Raw genomic sequence first — 16745 nt, 5'->3', positions numbered from 1 at the left:
GGTACGTCACCGTAAGATCCGGGAGAAAGGGGATCATGCGCGCGTTCGTCATCACCGGTCCGTTCCAGGGCGAAGTCCTGGACGTCGAGCCGCCCGTGCCGGCACCCGGCGAGGTGGTCGTCCGGGTCGAACGGGCCGGGGTCTGCGGGACCGACGCCGAGTTCTTCACCGGCGAGATGGCCTACCTGCACGACGGCCAGGCCAGCTATCCCCTCCGGATCGGGCACGAGTGGTGCGGCGTGGTCACCGCCCTCGGGGCCGGGGTCTCCCGCGAGTGGCTCGGCCGGCGGGTCACCGGCGACACCATGCTCGGGTGCCAGACCTGCCACCGCTGCCGCGGCGGACGGCAGCACCTGTGCGCCGACCGGTTCGAGATCGGGATCCGGCACGGACGTCCGGGCGCCCTGGCCGAATTCCTGCCGGTGCCCGTCTTCGCCCTGCACACCCTGCCCGACGGCGTCGGGCCCGCCCTCGGGGCGCTGGTCGAGCCGGGCGGGAACGCGCTGCGCGCCGTCCGGGCGGCCCTTCTGCGGCCCGGCGACCGGCTGCTGATCCTCGGGCCGGGCACGATCGGCCTGCTGGCGGCCATGTTCGCGCGGGCCGAGGGCGCCGAGGTGCACCTGCTCGGGTTGTCGACGGCCTTCGCCCGGTCGCTCGGCTTCGCCTGCCACACGGAGGTGCCCGACCTGCCGTTCGACGCGGTGATCGACGCCTCCAACGCCGCCCGCCTGCCCGCGCTGGCCGTGGAGAAGGTCGAGCCGGGCGGGCGGGTGGTCTTCATCGGCCTGGCCGGGGAGCCCAGCCTGGTCGACAGCCGCGTGATCGCGCTGAAGGACCTGCGGGTGACCGGCGTGCTCAGCGCGTCAGGCGGCCTGGCCGGGACCATCGAGCGCTACGCCTCCGGCGCGGTCGACCCGACGCCGCTGATCGCCGCCACGGTCGGGCTCGACGAGGTGGCCGGAGCGCTGGCGGGGGAGCGGGATCCCGGTCAGCCGCCCAAGATCCACATCGACCCGTCGGCCCAGACCGACCGCTCGTCGACGTAGGGCGCGAGCAGGCCCGACAGCAGCCGGTCGCCCCGGCCGTGCAGCTCGTCGGCGGCGATGCCCCGGGCGATCCCGGCCAGCAGGTCGGCCACCTGGATGCGGGCGTCGAGGTGGGACTCCTCCAGCCGCAGCTCCTCCAGGGGACAGGCCCGCCGCAGCAGCTCGATCCGCTCCTCGGTGAGGCTGGTCTGGCGGTCGTGGACGACCGTCACCGGACGGCCGCGGCCCCAGTACTCCACCGCCCGCACGATCGCCGGCAGCAGCGGGTCGAGGGGCGCGGCCGTGCCCGGGTCGCGGGCCAGCCGGTCGCGCAGGTCCTCGATCTGAGGGCGGGTCTTGGCCAGGCGGCGCAGCAGGTCGCCGGCCTCGCCGGGCGCCTGGGCCAGGTCGTCGACCAGCGTGAACACCGCGTCGATCGACCGGTCGGCGTAGGGGCGCATCAGGTCGTTGAAGCCTTCCAGCAGGTCCCGCCACCGGGCGCCGAAGGCGGCCGGGCCCAGCTGGTAGAGGCGGTCGCCGTCCTCGCCGATCAGGTCGGCGACGCGGCGGGTCATGTGGAGGGTCTTGTCGGTCAGGTGGACGTGGGCGCGGCCCTGGAGCGGGCCCGTCGGGCCCAGCAGCCACTGGCGGGCCAGCCGGTGCTTGGCCCGCCGGATCACGAAGGCCTTGTACTCGGTGATGGGCGAGGGGGCGCGCCGCCGCACCTCGTCCATGCAGGCCTCGGCCTCGCCGAGGGTGAGCGCGACGCCGGCGTGGGCGAACACGTCGGTCACCCCGCCGATGAGCTTCTCGCCCTCCGCCCCCGACTCGTCACACCCGATCTCCATGCTGGCCATTAGACAATACGGGGCGAACTCCCCGCCTCCCGGTATGTGTATGGTGCCGCCCATGGACCAGCCCGAATGGTGGCGGCTCGAACGCCGCGCGGCCCGCGCCTGGCCGGCCGTCCACGTGGAGGAGCGGGACGGCTGGTTGCTCCGGCACACCCCTTCGGTGCCGCGCCGCCGCACGAACTCGGCGCTGCCGCTGCCCGGATCGGCCCCGTCGATCGAGGCGGTCGAGCGCTACTACCGTGATCGCGGCCGGGCCGTCTGCGTCCAGGTCAGTCCGGCGGACGTCCACACCGGCCTCGACCGGGCGCTGGCCGCCCGGGGCTACCGCCGCGACGCCCCGACGCTGATCCTCACCGCCCCCGCCTCGGCCGTCGCGGGCGAGGCCGCCTCGGTGGCGCGGGTCCGCGACCGGGCCCGCTGGCCGGAGGTCTTCGCGGCCCTCGACGACCGGGTCAGCACCGCCGAGGTCATCCTGCGCATCCCCGAACCGGTCGCCTTCTTCGCCGCCACCGTTGGCGGCGAGGTCGCCGGCATGGGGGTCGTCGCCGTGGACGACGGCTACGCGGGCGTCTTCTGCATGGCCACCCGCCCCGACCACCGCCGCCGGGGGATCGCGTCGCGGATCCTGGCCGCCGGGGCCGCCTGGGCCGAGGGGGAGGGCGCCCGGCGTCTCTACCTCCAGGTCGAGGAGGACAACCCGGGCGCCAGGGCCCTCTATGAGCAGCACGGGTTCACCCGGTCCCACGCCTACCACTACCGGATCAGCGACTGAAGACCTCGTCCAGGATCCGCTCCACGAACTTCTGGAAGGTCGCCGCCTGGGACATCGCGGCGTCGTCCACGAAGGTGATCGAACCGGTCAGGGTGGTGCCGCCGTCGGGGGTGCTGTACATGAGCGTCGCGTAGCCCGACAGGCCGCCGTTGTGGTTGAGGAGCGCGCCGTCCCGCAGGACGAACAGGCCGAGGCCGTAGCCCGCCTTCGGGTGGGGGGTGCGCATCTCGTCCAGGAGCGGGGCCGGCAGGAGGCGGCCGCCCATCAGCGCCGAGACGAACGTGTGCAGGTCCTCGGTGGTGGAGATCATGTCACCGCCAGTGGAGATCCACGAGGGGTTCTGCCGGGTGACGTCGACCGTCTTCTCGACGCCGTCCTCCTCGTAGCGGTAGTAGGCGTGGGCGTGCGGGCCGGGGATGGCGGTGTCCTCGCCGGGCAGGAAGGTGCCGGTCAGGCCGAGCGGGCCGAGGATCAGGCGGTGCGTCTCCTCGGCGAGCGAGCGGCCGGTGACCTTCTCGACCAGGAGCCGGGCCAGCACGTAGTTGGTGTTGGAGTAGCTCCAGTCGGCGCCCGGCTCGAACCGCGCGGGCTTGTTCAGCGCGAACCGCGCCAGCTCCTCGGGCGTGTACGACCGGAAGCGGGCCTCCACCCACTCCTGGCCCAGCACGGGGATGCCGGGGACGACGGTGCCGTCCTCGAAGTACTCGCCGGTGAAGGCGAACACCCCGCTGGTGTGCTGCAACAGCATGCGCACCGTGATCCGGGGGTCGAGGCCGAAGCCGGGCAGATGGGCGGCGACGGAGTCGTCGAGGCCGAACCTGCCCTCGGCGACCAGCCCCAGCACCACGGTCGCGGCGAAGGTCTTGGTGGCGCTGCCGATCCGGAACCGGCCGTCGGCCGGGGGCCCCTCCGGCTCGCCCAGGCGGGCGACCCCGGCGGTGCCGACCCAGACCTCCCCCTGGTCGTGCAGGCGCAGCTGCGCGCTGAGGACGCCGGCGCCGACGAGCTCGTCGATGGTCGCCTGGAGGGTGGCGGTGGTGGTGGTCATTGGGTGCTCCTCGCATCCGCGGTGATCGATGGGTCAACCGTCGCGGGCGGCGCTGACATGGAACCGTCGCGGCACTGACACGCGGCGGCTACCACGGCGGACGTAGCCGACCGGCCATCCCCGGCATGACGCGCGCGACCACCCCCGGCCGCCACGATCGGCCCATGAACACGGCATATCTGGGCGCGCGGCGGATCGTGACGCTGGTCCTCGCGGCCGCACTCCTCATCCAGGGCATCACCGCAGGGCTGCTGCTGGCCTCACCGGGCGGGCGCGGGATGCACCGCGCCAGCGCGATCCTGGTGCTGCTGGCGGCGCTGGCCTCGCTGGTGGTCTCGATCATGACGAAGGACCGGAAGGTGATCGTCCCGGCGGCGCTGACGCTGCTGCTGGTCTTCGTGCAGATGTACTTGGGATTCGCGCACTTCAAGGCGCTGCACGTGCCGATCGGCATGCTCATGTTCGGCGGTGTGGTCCACTCGCTCGGCTACCTCTACCCGGCCCGGCGGAACGTGTCGGCGGCGGCGTGAGGCTCACCCGGCGTGAGGCCCTGGCCACCATCGGCCTGGGCGGGTTCGCTCTGGTCACGGGGTGCTCGCTGCTCGCGGGCACCCCGGTGCCGCAGGTTTTGCGCAGCACCGCTCCACTGCCTCGGCCGTTCGCCGTCCCGCTGCCCGTCCCGCCGGTGGCCCGCCCGGTCCGGCGCGGCGACGCCGACCACTACGACCTGACCGCCCGCCAGGCGGTCGCCACGATCCTCCCGGGGCTGCGCACGCCCATCTGGGGCTACGACGGCGTCTTCCCCGGCCCGACGATCGAGACCCGCCGCGACCGCAGGACCGTGGTCCGGCTCAGGAACGGCCTGGCCGCGCCGACCGTGCTGCACCTGCACGGAGGCCACACCCCGGCGGCCTCGGACGGGCATCCGACCGACCTCGTACACCCGGGGGCGATCCGCGAATACGACTATCCGATGACGCAGCGCGCCGCCACCCTCTGGTATCACGACCACCGCATGGACTACACCGGCCCGCAGGTCTGGCGCGGGCTGGCCGGGCTCTTCCTGGTCCGCGACGACGAGGAGGACGCGCTGCCGCTCCCGAAGGGCGAACGCGAGATCCCCCTGGTGATCTGCGACCGCTCCTTCGCGGCCGACGGCACCATGCCCTACCCGGGAGTGCCGGGCAGGCCCGGCGCCAAGGAGGCCTACATGGGCGGGGTGCTGGGCGACGTCACGCTGGTCAACGGCGCGCCGTGGCCCGTGCTGAAGGTGGCCCGCGCCCGCTACCGGCTGCGGGTGGTCAACGCGTCGAACGCCCGGCCCTACGAGTTGTCGACCGGCGGCCCGATCGTCCAGATCGGCACCGACGGCGGCCTGCTGCCCGCGCCGAGAACCCTCGATTCGGTACGCCTGTCGCCCGGCGAACGGGCGGACCTCGTCGTCGACTTCGCCGCCCACCGGATCGGCGACCGCGTCGAGCTGCGCGACCTCGCCGGCGACGGCCGCGTCATGCGGTTCGACGTCGACCGCGACGCCCCCGACGACTCCGCCGTCCCGGCCGTGCTCTCCCGGGTCGACCGGCTCGACCCGGCCTCGGCCACGGTGACCCGCGACTTCGAGTTCACCAGCGGCAACATGCACGGCGGCACCGGCTGGCTGATCAACGGCAGGCCGTACGCCGCCGACCGGGTCGACGCCACGGTGAAGCTGGGCGCGACCGAGATCTGGCGCTTCACCAGCGACGTCAGCCACCCGATCCACCTGCACCTGGCGCACTTCCAGGTGATGGCCGACGGTACGCCGAACCCGGAGTGGAAGGACACCGTCGAGTTGCGGGAGGCGCAGACCGTGGAGGTGATCGCCCGGTTCGACGGCTATCCGGGCCGGTACGTCTTCCACTGCCACAACCTCGAACACGAGGACATGGCCATGATGGCGACCTTCGACGTCATCCCCTGAAGCGCGGGCTGGAGCCCGTCGGCCCTGGGCCGGGCTGGCGGTGCCGGCGGTCTGGGCGCGGGCGGGCCGGAGCGTCGCTCCGGTCGTCTAGGCTCTCCCGGGTGCTGCCTCCCCTCAACGAATCGCCCGCGGCCGACTCCCACACCGTGATCCAGGTGCGGGGCGCCAGGGAGAACAACCTGGCCGACGTCTCCCTCGACATCCCCAAGCGCCGCATCACCGTCTTCACCGGGGTCTCCGGGTCCGGCAAGTCGTCGCTGGTGTTCGGCACCATCGCGGCCGAGTCGCAGCGGATGATCAACGAGACCTACACCGCGTTCATCCAGTCGTTCATGCCGTCGCAGAGCCGCCCCGACGTCGACGCGCTCCACAACCTGAGCGCCGCCATCGTCGTCGACCAGGAGCGCATGGGCGCCAACTCGCGCTCGACGGTCGGCACCGCCACCGACGCCTACACCATGCTCCGCGTCGTCTTCAGCCGTCTGGGGCGGCCCCACATCGGGCCGTCGACGGCGTTCTCGTTCAACCTGCCCGACGGCATGTGCCCCCGGTGCGAGGGCCTCGGGCAGGTCTCGACGATCGACGTCGACGAGCTCGTCGACCGCGAGAAGTCGATCAACGAGGGCGCGATCACCGTCCCGCAGTTCCACGTCGACAGCTGGTACTGGCAGATCATGGCCAACTCCGGCTTCTACGACCCGGACAAGAAGCTGAAGGACTTCACCGAGCAGGAGTGGGACGACTTCCTCCACAAGCCGCTCACCAAGGTCAGGGTCGGCTCGAACAACCTCAGCTACGAGGGCCTGGTCGTCAAGGTCAACCGCATCTACCTGACCAAGGACCGTGAGTCGATGCAGGGCGCCATCAGGGCGTTCGTCGATCGGGCCGTGGTGTTCGCCCCGTGCCCCGAATGCGAGGGCACCCGGCTGACCCGCGCCGCGTTGTCGTCCAGGATCAACGGGCTGAACATCGCCGAGTGCTCGTCGATGCAGGTCAACGACCTGGCCGCGTTCCTGCGCACGATCGACGACCCGAGCGTCGGGCCGATGCTGACCGGCCTTCGTGACCTGCTCGACTCCCTGGTCGGCATCGGCCTCGGCTACCTGAGCCTCGACCGCCCCTCGGGCACCCTGTCGGGCGGCGAGGCGCAGCGCGTGAAGATGGTCCGCCACCTCGGGTCGAGCCTCAGCGACGTCACCTACGTCTTCGACGAGCCGACCGTAGGCCTGCACCCCCACGACATCCGCCGCATGAACGAGATCCTGCTCATGCTGCGCGACAAGGGCAACACGGTGCTGGTCGTCGAGCACAAGCCCGAGGTCATCGCCATCGCCGACCACGTCGTCGACCTCGGACCGGGCGCCGGTGAGAACGGCGGCCGCGTCTGCTACACCGGCGACGTCGCCGGCCTGCGCGCCTCCGGCACCCTGACCGGCCGCCACCTCGACCACCGGGCCAGACTGCGCGACCGGGTGCGCGCCCCGCGCGGCCACATCTCCATCTCGGGGGCCACGCTCCACAACCTGAAGAACGTCGCCGTCGACGTCCCGCTCGGCGTGCTGACCGTGGTGACCGGCGTCGCCGGGTCGGGCAAGAGCTCCCTCATCCACGGCTACCTGTCCGGCCGCGAGGGCGTGGTCGTCGCCGACCAGACCGCGATCAGGGGCTCGCGGCGCAGCAACCCCGCCACCTACAGCGGCCTGCTCGGCCCGATCCGCACCGCCTTCGCCAAGGAGAACGGCGTGAAGGCGTCGTTGTTCAGCGCCAACTCCGAGGGCGCCTGCCCCGGCTGCAACGGCATCGGCCTGATCTACACCGACCTGGCCATGATGGCCGGGGTGTCGTCGGTGTGCGAGCAGTGCGAGGGCAGGCGCTTCACCGCCGAGGTCCTCGGCTACACGCTGCGCGGCAAGAACATCCACGAGGTCCTCGGCATGTCGATGACCGAGGCCCGCGACTTCTTCACCACCGGCCAGGCCCGCGCCATCCTCGACCGCATGGTCGACGTCGGCCTCGGCTACCTGCGCCTGGGCCAGCCGCTCAACACGTTGTCGGGCGGCGAGCGCCAGCGGCTGAAGCTGGCCATCCACATGGCCGAGAAGTCGTCGGTCTACGTCCTCGACGAACCGACCACGGGCCTCCACCTGGCCGACGTCGACCAGCTCCTGGGCCTGCTCGACCGCCTGGTCGACGACGGCAACACGGTCGTGGTGATCGAGCACCACCAGGCCGTCATGGCCCACGCCGACTGGATCATCGACCTCGGGCCGGGCGGCGGCCACGACGGCGGCGAGGTCGTCTTCACCGGCCCGCCGGCCTCCCTGGTCGCCGACGCCGACACCCTGACGGCCCGGCATCTGCGGGAGTACGTGGCCTGAGGGCAAGGCTCACCCGGCCTTAAGACGGCGGTCATCTGGGTGGTGAGAACCGGACAGGCGGCACTGGTGCGATCACTTCGCACGACCACCTGAGCGCAGGAGCCGGCATGCGCTATCTCCGTTACGTCGCCGTCGGCGACAGCCAGACCGAGGGCCTCAACGACGGCGACGAGTCGGCGGGCTACCGGGGCTGGGCCGACCGGTTCGCCGAGATGCTCGCCGTCCACCATCCCGGCCTCCGGTACGCCAACCTCGCCGTCCGCGGCCACCGCGCCCGCCACGTCAGGGCGACGCAGCTCGGCCCGGCCCTGGCCATGCGGCCCGACCTGGTCTCCGTGATGGTCGGCATGAACGACCTGGTCCGCCCCGGGTTCGACGTCGACGCGGTGATGGCCGACCTCGACGCCGTCTACGCCGCGTTCGCCGGCGCCGGGGCGACCGTCCTGACGTTCACCTATCCCGACGTGACCCGGATCTCCGCGATGACCCGGCACCTGCGGCCGAGGCTGCTGGAGTTCAACCGGCGCATCCGCGAGTCGGCCCTGCGCCTCGGGGTGATCGTGGTCGACACGGAGTCCCACGCGATCGGGGTCGACCCGAGGTTGTGGTGCCGCGACCGCGTGCACGCGACCCCGCTGGGCCATTCGCTGATCGCGGCGGGCGCCGCGCACGCCCTGGGCCTGCCGGGCGCCGACGACTCCTGGACCACGCCGCTGCCGCCGCTGGAGCCGCCGAACCGGCTGGCCCGGTGCCGCGCGGAGGTGGTCTGGGTGGTCACCTTCCTGGGGCCGTGGCTGATCCGCCGCCTGACCGGCCGCTCCTCGGGCAACGGCCGCCACGCCAAGCGGCCCGCGCTGACCGACGTCGTGCCGTCCGGCTGACCGATGACCGGCTCCGGGAACCGCCGGGAAACGGGTCGTCGTGCCCGTGCCGGTGCCGCTCAGCCGGTGAGGGCCGCCCTGAACGCGGCGAAGGTCGGGGTGCCCGGATGGCGGTCGAGCACGGCGAATCTGACGTGGTCGAACGGCTGCGGACCGGCGAGGGCCGTGGCGAAGGCGGCGGCGACCATCGCGGGGTCGTTGCCGAACACCCCGCAGCCCCACGCGCCGAGCACCAGCCGCCGGTGCCCGTGCGCCGCCGCGACGTCGAGCACCCGCGCGGCCCTCGCGTGCAACAGCTCCGGGAGTTCCGCGAGCGACTCGCGCCGCGTCTGCCCCATGGCCCGCGCGTTGGGGGCGGCGGAGGTCAGGAACGCCACGCGGTAGGGCTCGTCGAGCAGGTCGCCGCGGTCGTCGCGGAAGACCGGCACGCCGGGGGAGTAGATCACCCGGTCGCTGTAGCGCAGATCGCCCTGTTCGCGGTGGAAGGCGTAGAACGCGGGGGCGGCGGTCAGGCAGGTGTAGAGCGCCGAGGCGCGGGCCACGTCCTCCTCCTGGGCCTTCGCGCCGTTGAGGAAGCCGCCGCCGGGGTTCTTGGCCGAGGCGAAGACGAGACAGGCCGGCTCGCCGCCGAGCTCGCGGGCCCCCTGGAGCGTGGTCTGGTTGCGCACGTCGATCAGCGGCGTGCGGTCGCCGCGCCGGTCGAGCCGCTCGCCGGGCAGGTGGAGGCGGGTCAGGGCCGGGTCGACCGTCACCTCGACCCAGCGGCCGGAGGGGGCGCGGTATCCGCCGTTCGCGACGATGTCCATGGTCTCGCGGGCGACCGCCCGCAGTCGGGTGCTCATTTGCCGTGATCGTCGCAGTGCGGGCACGGTCAGCGCGACCGGATTTCGTCCCGTAACGCCCGCGCCACCTGAGCCATGAGCGCCTCGGCCCCCGGCTGGCGGACCGCCGCGACGCGCGACTCCGTCAGCGCCGCCACCGCGTGGACCTGGCCGTCGACGTGTTCCACCACGCCGACCTCGTGGCGCAGGTTGAGCATGGTGCCGGTCTTGGACGACCACGTCGTCAGGTCGGAGGTGAAGTCGGGGGCCAGGCGCTGGCGCAGCACGTTGTCGCCCATCAGCTCGCGCACCCGCCCGGCCACCCAGGGGTCGATCCTGGACGGCCGCCACAACGCCGCCAGCAGGTCGACGAAGGCGCGGGCCGACCCCGACGAGCCGCGGGTCACGTCGAGCTCGGGGACCGGGTGGCCGCGCCCGGCGGTGGAGCCCTCGATGGCCAGCACGTGGGCCAGGTGGCCGCCGAGGGCCTGCACCGGGCTCTCGGTCAGGTGGCGCAGCGTGTGGCGGACGGAGATGCCGCGCAGGCCGTGCTCCTCCAGGAAGGCGGCCACCATCGCGGGCGGGGTCAGCTCGAACAGGGCGTCGCCCGCGGTGTTGTCGCTGACCGTCATGGTCAGCAGGAGCAGGTCGTCGACGGCGATCTCGGCCGGGTGCCGGAACCGGCTGGTGCCCGTCGGGCCGGGCGAGAAACGGGCGCCGGGGCCGACCGTCAGGCGGGTGGCCCCGTCGAGCTCGCCGCGCCTGATGCGGTCGAGGGTGGCCGCGGCCAGCGGCACCTTGACCAGGGACGCGGTCGGGTACTCGTCGTCGGGGTCGATGCCGAGCTCCTCGCCGGTACGCAGGTCGCGGACCAGGAACGAGCCTCGCAGCCCTCCGTCGTCGAGCATCCGGCGCAGGTCACGGATCACGCGTCAACCCCCAGGCAGGCGGCCACCCGACGCCATCCCCGCACCCGCTCGGCGTCGTCCCCGATGGCGGAGGCCACAGCGTACCCGCGGGTGAGGCGCAGCTCGCCGACGGGCCGCCACGCCAGCCCGAGCTCGGCGGCCTGGCGGGGGGAGCAGAGCAGCAGGTCGGCCGAGACCATCACCTCGGCGGCGGCCGTCACCAGCGAGGGGGCGACGGCGACCTGGGAGGGGAGCAGGCCTGCGGCGTCCCTGATCCGGAGGAGGCGGTCCCTGATGTGCGGGACGTCGTCCTCTGGCTGGATCCAGATCCTCGGCCTGCGGGCCGACCTGTCGGCGCGGGCGGGCCGGAGGCTCTCGACGTACACGACCGGACCCGGCGGACCCCCCACGCCGGCCAGGCCCAGGTCGACCACCCACGTCGCGCCGTCCTCCGGCGTGGCCACCAGCGCCGCGCGGACCTCGCGGGAGCGGGCCAGCTCGGCCCTGATCCCGGCGGCGGCGCCGACCACGTCGAGGTGCACGCCCTCCTGCCGGGCCTCCACCGTCAGGAGGGCCAGGTCGCGGACCGCGCAGATCTCCGGGACGGCCAGCCGCAGCGGCTTGAGCCGGGCCTGGCCCGCCTCCCACTCCATGTCGTCGGCGAGCCGGACCAGACGCTGCGCCGAGGGCAGCAGGTCACGGCCGAAGTCGGTCAGCAGCGCGCCGCGCGCGGACCGGTCGAAGAGCTTGGCGCCGAGGTGCTGTTCCAGCGCGGCGATGCGGCGGCTGGCCACGGGCTGGGGCACCTGGGAGGCGGCGGCGCCTTCGGTGAAGCTGCCGCGTTCGCTCACGTTGACGAACACTCTCCAGGCGGCGAGGAGGTCCACGACCAGTGATTATGTCATGAACGCATAATGTAGGCTTCAAGTGTCTTTGACGGTATTTACGCTGACAGAACAGACTCTTCGGCATGCTTCCCCTCGTGTTGTCCCTCGCCCTGCTCTCCGGTGGCGTCACCGCGCCGCCGACCTCGGCGGTCGCGGATCTGCGCGCGCTGGAGACCGCGTTCAAAGGCCGGATCGGCCTGTACGCCCTCGACACCGCCACCGGCCGGACCGTCGCCTACCGGTCGGGCGAGCGCTTCCCGCTGGCCTCGACCTTCAAGGGCGTGCTCGCGGCGGCCGTGCTGGACAAGAAGCCCGACATCCTCGGCAAGCGCATCCTCATCAGGAAGAAGGACCTGCTGCCGAACTCGCCGGAGACCGCGAAGCACGTCGGCTCCCGCATGACCGTGGCCGCGCTGGCCAGGGCGGCGGTCACCAAGAGCGACAACGCCGCCGCCAACCTGCTGCTCCGGCAGATCGGCGGCCCGAAGGGCCTGACCGGATACTTCCGGAGCCTGGACGACCACGTCTCGCGCCTCGACCGCAACGAACCCGGGCTCAACCTCTGGCACCCGAGGGAGGTCCGCGACACCACCACCCCGGCCGCCATCGCCGCGGACCTGAAGGCCCTCACCGTGGGCGGCGCCCTCGACGCGGGCGACCGCCGCACGTTCACCGGCTGGCTCGTCGCCAACGAGACCGGAGACAAGCGCATCCGCGCCGGCCTGCCCAAGAGCTGGCGGATCGGCGACAAGACCGGGACCGGCGGCACCTACGGCACCGCCAACGACTACGCCGTCATCTGGCCGAAGGGATCGAAGAAACCGATCATCATGGCGATCTACACCAACCGCACCGACAGGAACGCCGCCGCCGACGAGTCCGTCATCGCCAGGGCCGCCACGATCGCGGCACGAGGCCTCGGGAAGCTGTGATGCGCCTGCGTACCATGCCCGGCCTGCTCGTCGCCGGGATCGCCGCCGGGGTGATCACCGCCGGCCTCGCCCTCCCCGCCGGGATCGCCCTCAGCGGGGTGGCCGAGACCATCGACCTGAGCCCCATGGAACTGGCCGAACCGCCGCTCGCCGAGAAGACCACGCTCCTGGACGCCGACGGCAAGCGCATCGCCCAGTTCTACGACCAGTACCGCGAGAACGTCACCATCGACAAGGTCGCGCCCGTCATGCGCACCGCGATCGTGGCGATCGAGGACGACCGCTTCTACCAGCACGGCGCCATCGACATCGAGGGCACCATCCGCGCCCTGGCCGCCAACCTCAGCGCGGGCGGCGTCGCCCAGGGCGGCTCCAGCATCACCCAGCAGTACGTCAAGCAGGTCCTCCTCAACAGCGCCACCACCGACGAGCAGAAGGAGGCCGCGCTCGCGCCGAGCTACGTGCGCAAGCTCAACGAGCTGCGCTACGCGCTGTCGGTCGAGGAGAAGTACAGCAAGGACCAGATCCTCGAGAAGTACCTGAACATCGCCTACTTCGGCGCGGGCGCCCACGGCATCCAGGCCGCGGCCAAGCGCTTCTTCGGCGTCTCGGCGGCCAAGCTGAACCTGGTCCAGTCGGCGACGCTGGCGGCGGCCGTCCGGCTGCCGACCGCGACCGACCCGGAGGGCGGCAAGAGCAACCGCGACGCGCTGGTCGCCCGCCGCGACGTCGTCCTCGACCGGATGGCCGAACTCGGCAAGATCACCCCCGCCGAGGCGGCCAAGGCGAAGAAGAGCAAGCTCGGCTACAAGGGCGTGCCGATCCCCGGCGGCTGCGAGACGAGCGAGTACCGCTACTTCTGCCAGTACGTCTCCGCCGAGGTCCTGGCCGACAAGCGCTTCGGCAAGACGCGGTCGGACCGCGAACGCGCCCTCAAGCAGGGCGGCATGACGATCCGCACCACCCTGAACCCGAAGATGCAGGACGCCGCCCAGAAGGGCATCGCGGCCTACGTCGGCAAGAAGGACGGCCCGGTGGCCGCCCAGGCGCTCGTCGAACCGGGCAGCGGCGCGATCCGCGCGATGGCCGCCAGCCGGGACGACCTCGACTACAACGTGGTCGCCGACCGCGCCCACGGCGGGCTCGGCGGCGTCCAGGCGGGTTCGACGTTCAAGACGTTCACGCTGCTCACGGCGCTGAGCCAGGGCATGCGGCTGAGCGACGGGTTCAACGTCGGCGGGTCGTACACCGCGCCGTCGCCCTCGGCGTTCACCGACTGCGCCGGCAACGCCGTCGGCGACCCGAACCACGCGGTGACCAACGACGAGGGCTCGCCCGGCTACACCACCCTCCAGACCGGGACGTGGGGCTCGGTCAACACGTTCTTCATGGAACTGGAGGAGCGCGTCGGCCTGTGCGAGACGGTCAAGACGGCCAAGTCGCTCGGCATCAAGCGCGCCGACGGCAAGAAGCTCCAGGAGTTCGAGACCTTCACGCTCGGCATCAACGAGATGGACCCGGTGACCGTCGCCAACGCCTACGCGGCGATCGGCGCGCGCGGCAAGTACTGCAAGCCCATGGCCATCACCGAGGTCGTCGACCGCGACGGCAAGAAGACGTCGTTCGCGCCCGAGTGCTCGCAGGCCATCGACGCCGAGGTCGCCGACGCGGCCGCCGACATCCTGTCCGGGGTGTTCACCAAGGGCACGATGCGCGGCGTCGGCGGCATCGGCCGCCCGGCGGCCGGCAAGACCGGCACCAACGACAACCAGTCGAGCGCCTGGTTCGCCGGCTTCACGCCCGACCTGGCCGGCGCGGTCAGCCTGGCCGACCCGCGCGGGGCGAGCACCCACAAGCTGAACAACGTGACGATCGGCGGACGCTGGTACGGCTCGGTGTTCGGCGCGACGGTGCCGGGCCCGATCTGGAAGGCGACCATGCTGGCCGCGCTGGAAGGGGTTCCGGCGACGCCGTTCACCCCGATCAACGAGGAGCGGTTCGGCGCGGTGGAGCGCTTCGACCCGTGGTCTGACGACCCCTACGGCGAGGACCCGTGGGACCAGTACGGCCCCCCGGACGGCTGGGACCAGACCGATCCCGGCACCACTGACCCCGGCACCACCGACCCCGGGAACGACGGTCCGGGGCAGAACGACCCCAAGCCCAACGACCCCGGGCCGAACGACCCCGGCCAGAACGACCCGCCCGCCGACCCGGGACCGAACGACCCGGGTCCCGGCGACCAGGGCCCGGACGACCCGGGCCCCGGCGGGCCCGGCCAGGGCGGCACGCCCGACATGTCCACCGGGGCGGGCCGGGGCTGATCCCGTGGACTTCGAGCCTCACCGGGCGGAGCTGGTGGCGTACTGCTACCGGATGCTGGGCTCCTTCCACGAGGCCGAGGACCTGGTGCAGGAGACGATGACCCGGGCGTGGCGGGCCCGCGACCGGTACGACCCGGCGCGGGCGTCCGTCCGGACGTGGCTCTACCGGATCGCCACCAACGTCTGCCTGACCGCGCTCGACGGGCGGGCGCGCCGGCCGCTGCCCTCCGGGCTCGGCGCGCCCGGGGGCGACCCCGGGGCCCCGCTCATCCCGGCGCGCGACGTCCCCTGGCTGCAGCCGTTCCCCGACGCGCGCCACGACGTGGCGGCCAGGGCGGACCTGCGGCTCGCGCTGGTGGCGGCGCTGCAGGTGCTGCCGCCCCGGCAGCGGGCCGTGCTGGTGCTCCGCGAGGTGCTGGAGTTCAGCGCCGCCGAGGTCGCCGCGCAGCTCGGCGCCACCGTGCCGGCGGTGAACAGCGCCCTGCAGCGGGCCCGCGCCGCGCTCGCCGGGATGGCGGACGCCACCGAGATCGCCGAGCCCGGCGACCCGGAGACCCGCGCGGTGATCGACCGCTACATGCGGGCGTTCGAGGCGGCCGACGTGCCGGGGCTGGTGCGGCTGCTCGCCGACGACGTCGCCATGGAGATGCCGCCGGTGCCGTTGTGGTTCCGGGGCCGCCGCGACTACGGGGCGTTCATGCGCCGGGTGTTCGAGCTGCGCGGCGGCGGCTGGGCCATGACGCGGCTGACCGCCAACGGCCAGCCCGCCCTCGCCGCCTACGCGCCGGCGCCCGGTGCCGGGCTCCGCCCGCACAGCCTGCAGGTCTTCACCGTCGCCGGGGGCCGGATCACCCGCAACGTGGTGTTCGCCGACCCGGACGTGTTCACGGTCTTCGGCCTGCCGGAAGAGATCTACCTCCGGGAGCGATGAGCGGAGGCGGCGCCGCCGGTACGTACGGGCGAGCATCCGACCGAAAGGACCTCCGCCATGAGCGTCGTCGTCATCCAGTTCATCACCCTCGACGGGATCGTGTCCGACCCCGACGGCCGCGGCGGCACGCCGTCGGGCGGCTGGGCCTTCCGGCACGGCCCCGAGACGGTCGCCGGGGACAAGTTCCGGCTGGGCCGCACCCTCGACGAGGGGGTCCTGCTGCTCGGGCGTACCACCTGGGAGTCGTTCTCCCGGCTCTGGCCGCACCGCGACGACCCGTTCTCGGCGCGGATGAACGCCGTGCCGAAGCTGGTCGCCTCCCGCACGCTCACCGACACGTCCGCGTGGGCGAACTCATGGGTGATCGGGGAGGACCTCGCCGGCCGCGTGAAAGGGGAGCCGCGCGACGTGGTCGTCGCGGGGAGTCTCAGCGTCGTCCGCGCCCTGATGGCCGAGGACCTGGTCGACGAGTACCGGCTGCTCGTCTTCCCGACGGTGCTCGGCGAGGGTGAGCGCCTCTTCCCGGCGGGCGGGCCGCCCGTCCACCTGACGTGCGCGGGCGCGGAACGGGCGGGGGCCGCCGTCCTCACCCGGTACGTCAGGTGAGGTCGTAGGCGTCCCGGGCCGACAGCACCTTCGGGAGGTTGGCCCGGGACCACGCGCACATGGTGTCGAGCGGCTCGACCAGCGAGTGGCCGAGGGGGGAGAGCTCGTACACGACCTTCGGCGGGATCCCCGGATGGGCGGTCCGGGTCAGCAGCCCGTCGCGCTCCATCGAGCGCAGCGACTCGGTCAGCACCTTCGGGGTGATGCCGGTCAGCGGGACCTTGAGCTCGGAGTAGCGCCGGGGGCCGTCCTGGAGGCAGCGGATGATCTTCGCGGTCCACTTGTCGCCGATCCGGACGGGCGGGGTGACGGGTGCGCACCCGGCGAACATGTCGGGGTCGAGAGGCTCTGCCACCTTCGGGAGGGTACGTCAGTATCGTTGCGGAAACCAAGGGTGCGCAGGTTAGCGTCACGCCCC

The 16745-nt window shown here is 72.7% G+C and carries 16 protein-coding genes; 10 read left to right on the top strand and 6 right to left on the bottom strand.

Going from position 1 to position 16745, the window contains the following annotated elements; all coding sequences use genetic code 11:
- Nucleotides 1-35 precede the first annotated feature (35 nt).
- Nucleotides 36-1046 carry a zinc-dependent alcohol dehydrogenase gene (locus GT755_RS01165; protein ID WP_161477816.1) on the top strand — a complete coding sequence of 337 codons (1011 nt, stop codon included), beginning with the start codon at nt 36-38 and terminating at the stop codon, nt 1044-1046.
- On the opposite strand, the gene GT755_RS01160 is transcribed toward GT755_RS01165, so the two are convergent.
- Nucleotides 989-1873, bottom strand: coding sequence for a DUF3800 domain-containing protein (locus tag GT755_RS01160; protein ID WP_235965758.1), 885 nt, complete (start codon nt 1871-1873; stop codon nt 989-991). The two genes, GT755_RS01165 and GT755_RS01160, sit on opposite strands and share 58 nt — an antisense overlap.
- Nucleotides 1874-1934: 61 nt before the next feature.
- On the opposite strand from GT755_RS01160, the gene GT755_RS01155 reads away from it, so the two are divergent.
- Nucleotides 1935-2651 carry a GNAT family N-acetyltransferase gene (locus GT755_RS01155; RefSeq protein ID WP_161477814.1) on the top strand — a complete coding sequence of 239 codons (717 nt, stop codon included), beginning with the start codon at nt 1935-1937 and terminating at the stop codon, nt 2649-2651.
- On the opposite strand, the gene GT755_RS01150 is transcribed toward GT755_RS01155, so the two are convergent.
- Nucleotides 2641-3699, bottom strand: a complete 1059-nt coding sequence (locus GT755_RS01150; RefSeq protein WP_161477813.1) for a serine hydrolase domain-containing protein — start codon at nt 3697-3699, stop codon at nt 2641-2643. The two genes, GT755_RS01155 and GT755_RS01150, sit on opposite strands and share 11 nt — an antisense overlap.
- 164 nt (nt 3700-3863) lie before the next feature.
- On the opposite strand from GT755_RS01150, the gene GT755_RS01145 reads away from it, so the two are divergent.
- The 4 genes from GT755_RS01145 (at nt 3864) to GT755_RS01130 (ending at nt 8918) form a co-directional block, all read left to right on the top strand.
- Nucleotides 3864-4229: a hypothetical protein gene (locus tag GT755_RS01145; protein WP_161477812.1), complete on the top strand. Its 366-nt coding sequence runs from the start codon at nt 3864-3866 to the stop codon at nt 4227-4229.
- Nucleotides 4226-5659: a multicopper oxidase family protein gene (locus tag GT755_RS01140; RefSeq protein WP_161477811.1), complete on the top strand. Its 1434-nt coding sequence runs from the start codon at nt 4226-4228 to the stop codon at nt 5657-5659. Before GT755_RS01145 ends, GT755_RS01140 begins: the two co-directional genes overlap by 4 nt.
- Before the next feature lie 101 nt (nt 5660-5760).
- The gene (locus GT755_RS01135; RefSeq protein ID WP_328794108.1) at nt 5761-8037 is read left to right on the top strand and encodes an excinuclease ABC subunit UvrA; all 2277 of its coding nucleotides are present in this window, start codon (nt 5761-5763) and stop codon (nt 8035-8037) included.
- 107 nt (nt 8038-8144) lie between these two features.
- The gene (locus GT755_RS01130) at nt 8145-8918 is read left to right on the top strand and encodes an SGNH/GDSL hydrolase family protein (RefSeq protein ID WP_161477810.1); all 774 of its coding nucleotides are present in this window, start codon (nt 8145-8147) and stop codon (nt 8916-8918) included.
- A 59-nt stretch (nt 8919-8977) separates the two neighbouring features.
- Here GT755_RS01130 and GT755_RS01125 read toward each other — a convergent pair whose 3' ends face one another.
- Genes GT755_RS01125 through GT755_RS01115 form a run of 3 tightly spaced genes read right to left on the bottom strand, consistent with a single transcriptional unit; the run spans nt 8978 to nt 11534 of the window.
- On the bottom strand, nt 8978-9760 hold the full coding sequence (locus GT755_RS01125) for a TIGR02452 family protein (protein WP_161477809.1): 783 nt from the start codon (nt 9758-9760) through the stop codon (nt 8978-8980).
- A gap of 29 nt (nt 9761-9789) precedes the next feature.
- Nucleotides 9790-10647, bottom strand: coding sequence for a serine hydrolase (locus GT755_RS01120; RefSeq protein ID WP_161478614.1), 858 nt, complete (start codon nt 10645-10647; stop codon nt 9790-9792).
- 17 nt (nt 10648-10664) lie between these two features.
- Entirely contained in the window at nt 10665-11534 is an 870-nt protein-coding gene (locus GT755_RS01115; RefSeq protein WP_161477808.1) for a LysR family transcriptional regulator, read from the bottom strand.
- An 83-nt stretch (nt 11535-11617) separates the two neighbouring features.
- Between GT755_RS01115 and bla the strand changes: the two genes are divergently transcribed.
- The 4 genes from bla to GT755_RS01095 are packed head-to-tail and all read left to right on the top strand — an operon-like array spanning nt 11618 to nt 16327.
- Entirely contained in the window at nt 11618-12466 is an 849-nt protein-coding gene (gene bla / locus GT755_RS01110) for a class A beta-lactamase (protein ID WP_161477807.1), read from the top strand.
- Nucleotides 12466-14790: a transglycosylase domain-containing protein gene (locus GT755_RS01105; protein WP_161477806.1), complete on the top strand. Its 2325-nt coding sequence runs from the start codon at nt 12466-12468 to the stop codon at nt 14788-14790. Before bla ends, GT755_RS01105 begins: the two co-directional genes overlap by 1 nt.
- Before the next feature lie 4 nt (nt 14791-14794).
- Nucleotides 14795-15721: an RNA polymerase subunit sigma-70 gene (locus GT755_RS01100; protein WP_161477805.1), complete on the top strand. Its 927-nt coding sequence runs from the start codon at nt 14795-14797 to the stop codon at nt 15719-15721.
- Between the two features lie 57 nt (nt 15722-15778).
- The gene (locus GT755_RS01095; protein ID WP_161477804.1) at nt 15779-16327 is read left to right on the top strand and encodes a dihydrofolate reductase family protein; all 549 of its coding nucleotides are present in this window, start codon (nt 15779-15781) and stop codon (nt 16325-16327) included.
- On the opposite strand, the gene GT755_RS01090 is transcribed toward GT755_RS01095, so the two are convergent.
- Nucleotides 16320-16682: a winged helix-turn-helix transcriptional regulator gene (locus tag GT755_RS01090; protein ID WP_285581681.1), complete on the bottom strand. Its 363-nt coding sequence runs from the start codon at nt 16680-16682 to the stop codon at nt 16320-16322. The genes GT755_RS01095 and GT755_RS01090 overlap by 8 nt on opposite strands.
- Between the last annotated feature and the right edge of the window lie 63 nt (nt 16683-16745).

It is taken from the genome of Herbidospora solisilvae (assembly GCF_009901565.1).
GTDB classification, from domain to species: Bacteria; Actinomycetota; Actinomycetes; order Streptosporangiales; family Streptosporangiaceae; genus Herbidospora; species Herbidospora solisilvae.
The sequence above is the reverse complement of the archived record's forward strand: the minus strand, read 5'-3'. Positions and strand labels throughout refer to the sequence as shown.

Coding starts and splice junctions, on each gene's coding strand:
- GT755_RS01160 (WP_235965758.1), bottom strand. CDS start 1,873: ATGGAGATCGGGTGTGACGAGTCGGGGGCGGAGGGCGAGAAGCTCATC.
- GT755_RS01145 (WP_161477812.1), top strand. CDS start 3,864: ATGAACACGGCATATCTGGGCGCGCGGCGGATCGTGACGCTGGTCCTC.
- GT755_RS01120 (WP_161478614.1), bottom strand. CDS start 10,647: ATGCTCGACGACGGAGGGCTGCGAGGCTCGTTCCTGGTCCGCGACCTG.
- bla (WP_161477807.1), top strand. CDS start 11,618: ATGCTTCCCCTCGTGTTGTCCCTCGCCCTGCTCTCCGGTGGCGTCACC.
- GT755_RS01125 (WP_161477809.1), bottom strand. CDS start 9,760: ATGAGCACCCGACTGCGGGCGGTCGCCCGCGAGACCATGGACATCGTC.
- GT755_RS01155 (WP_161477814.1), top strand. CDS start 1,935: ATGGACCAGCCCGAATGGTGGCGGCTCGAACGCCGCGCGGCCCGCGCC.
- GT755_RS01130 (WP_161477810.1), top strand. CDS start 8,145: ATGCGCTATCTCCGTTACGTCGCCGTCGGCGACAGCCAGACCGAGGGC.
- GT755_RS01150 (WP_161477813.1), bottom strand. CDS start 3,699: ATGACCACCACCACCGCCACCCTCCAGGCGACCATCGACGAGCTCGTC.
- GT755_RS01095 (WP_161477804.1), top strand. CDS start 15,779: ATGAGCGTCGTCGTCATCCAGTTCATCACCCTCGACGGGATCGTGTCC.
- GT755_RS01165 (WP_161477816.1), top strand. CDS start 36: ATGCGCGCGTTCGTCATCACCGGTCCGTTCCAGGGCGAAGTCCTGGAC.
- GT755_RS01105 (WP_161477806.1), top strand. CDS start 12,466: ATGCGCCTGCGTACCATGCCCGGCCTGCTCGTCGCCGGGATCGCCGCC.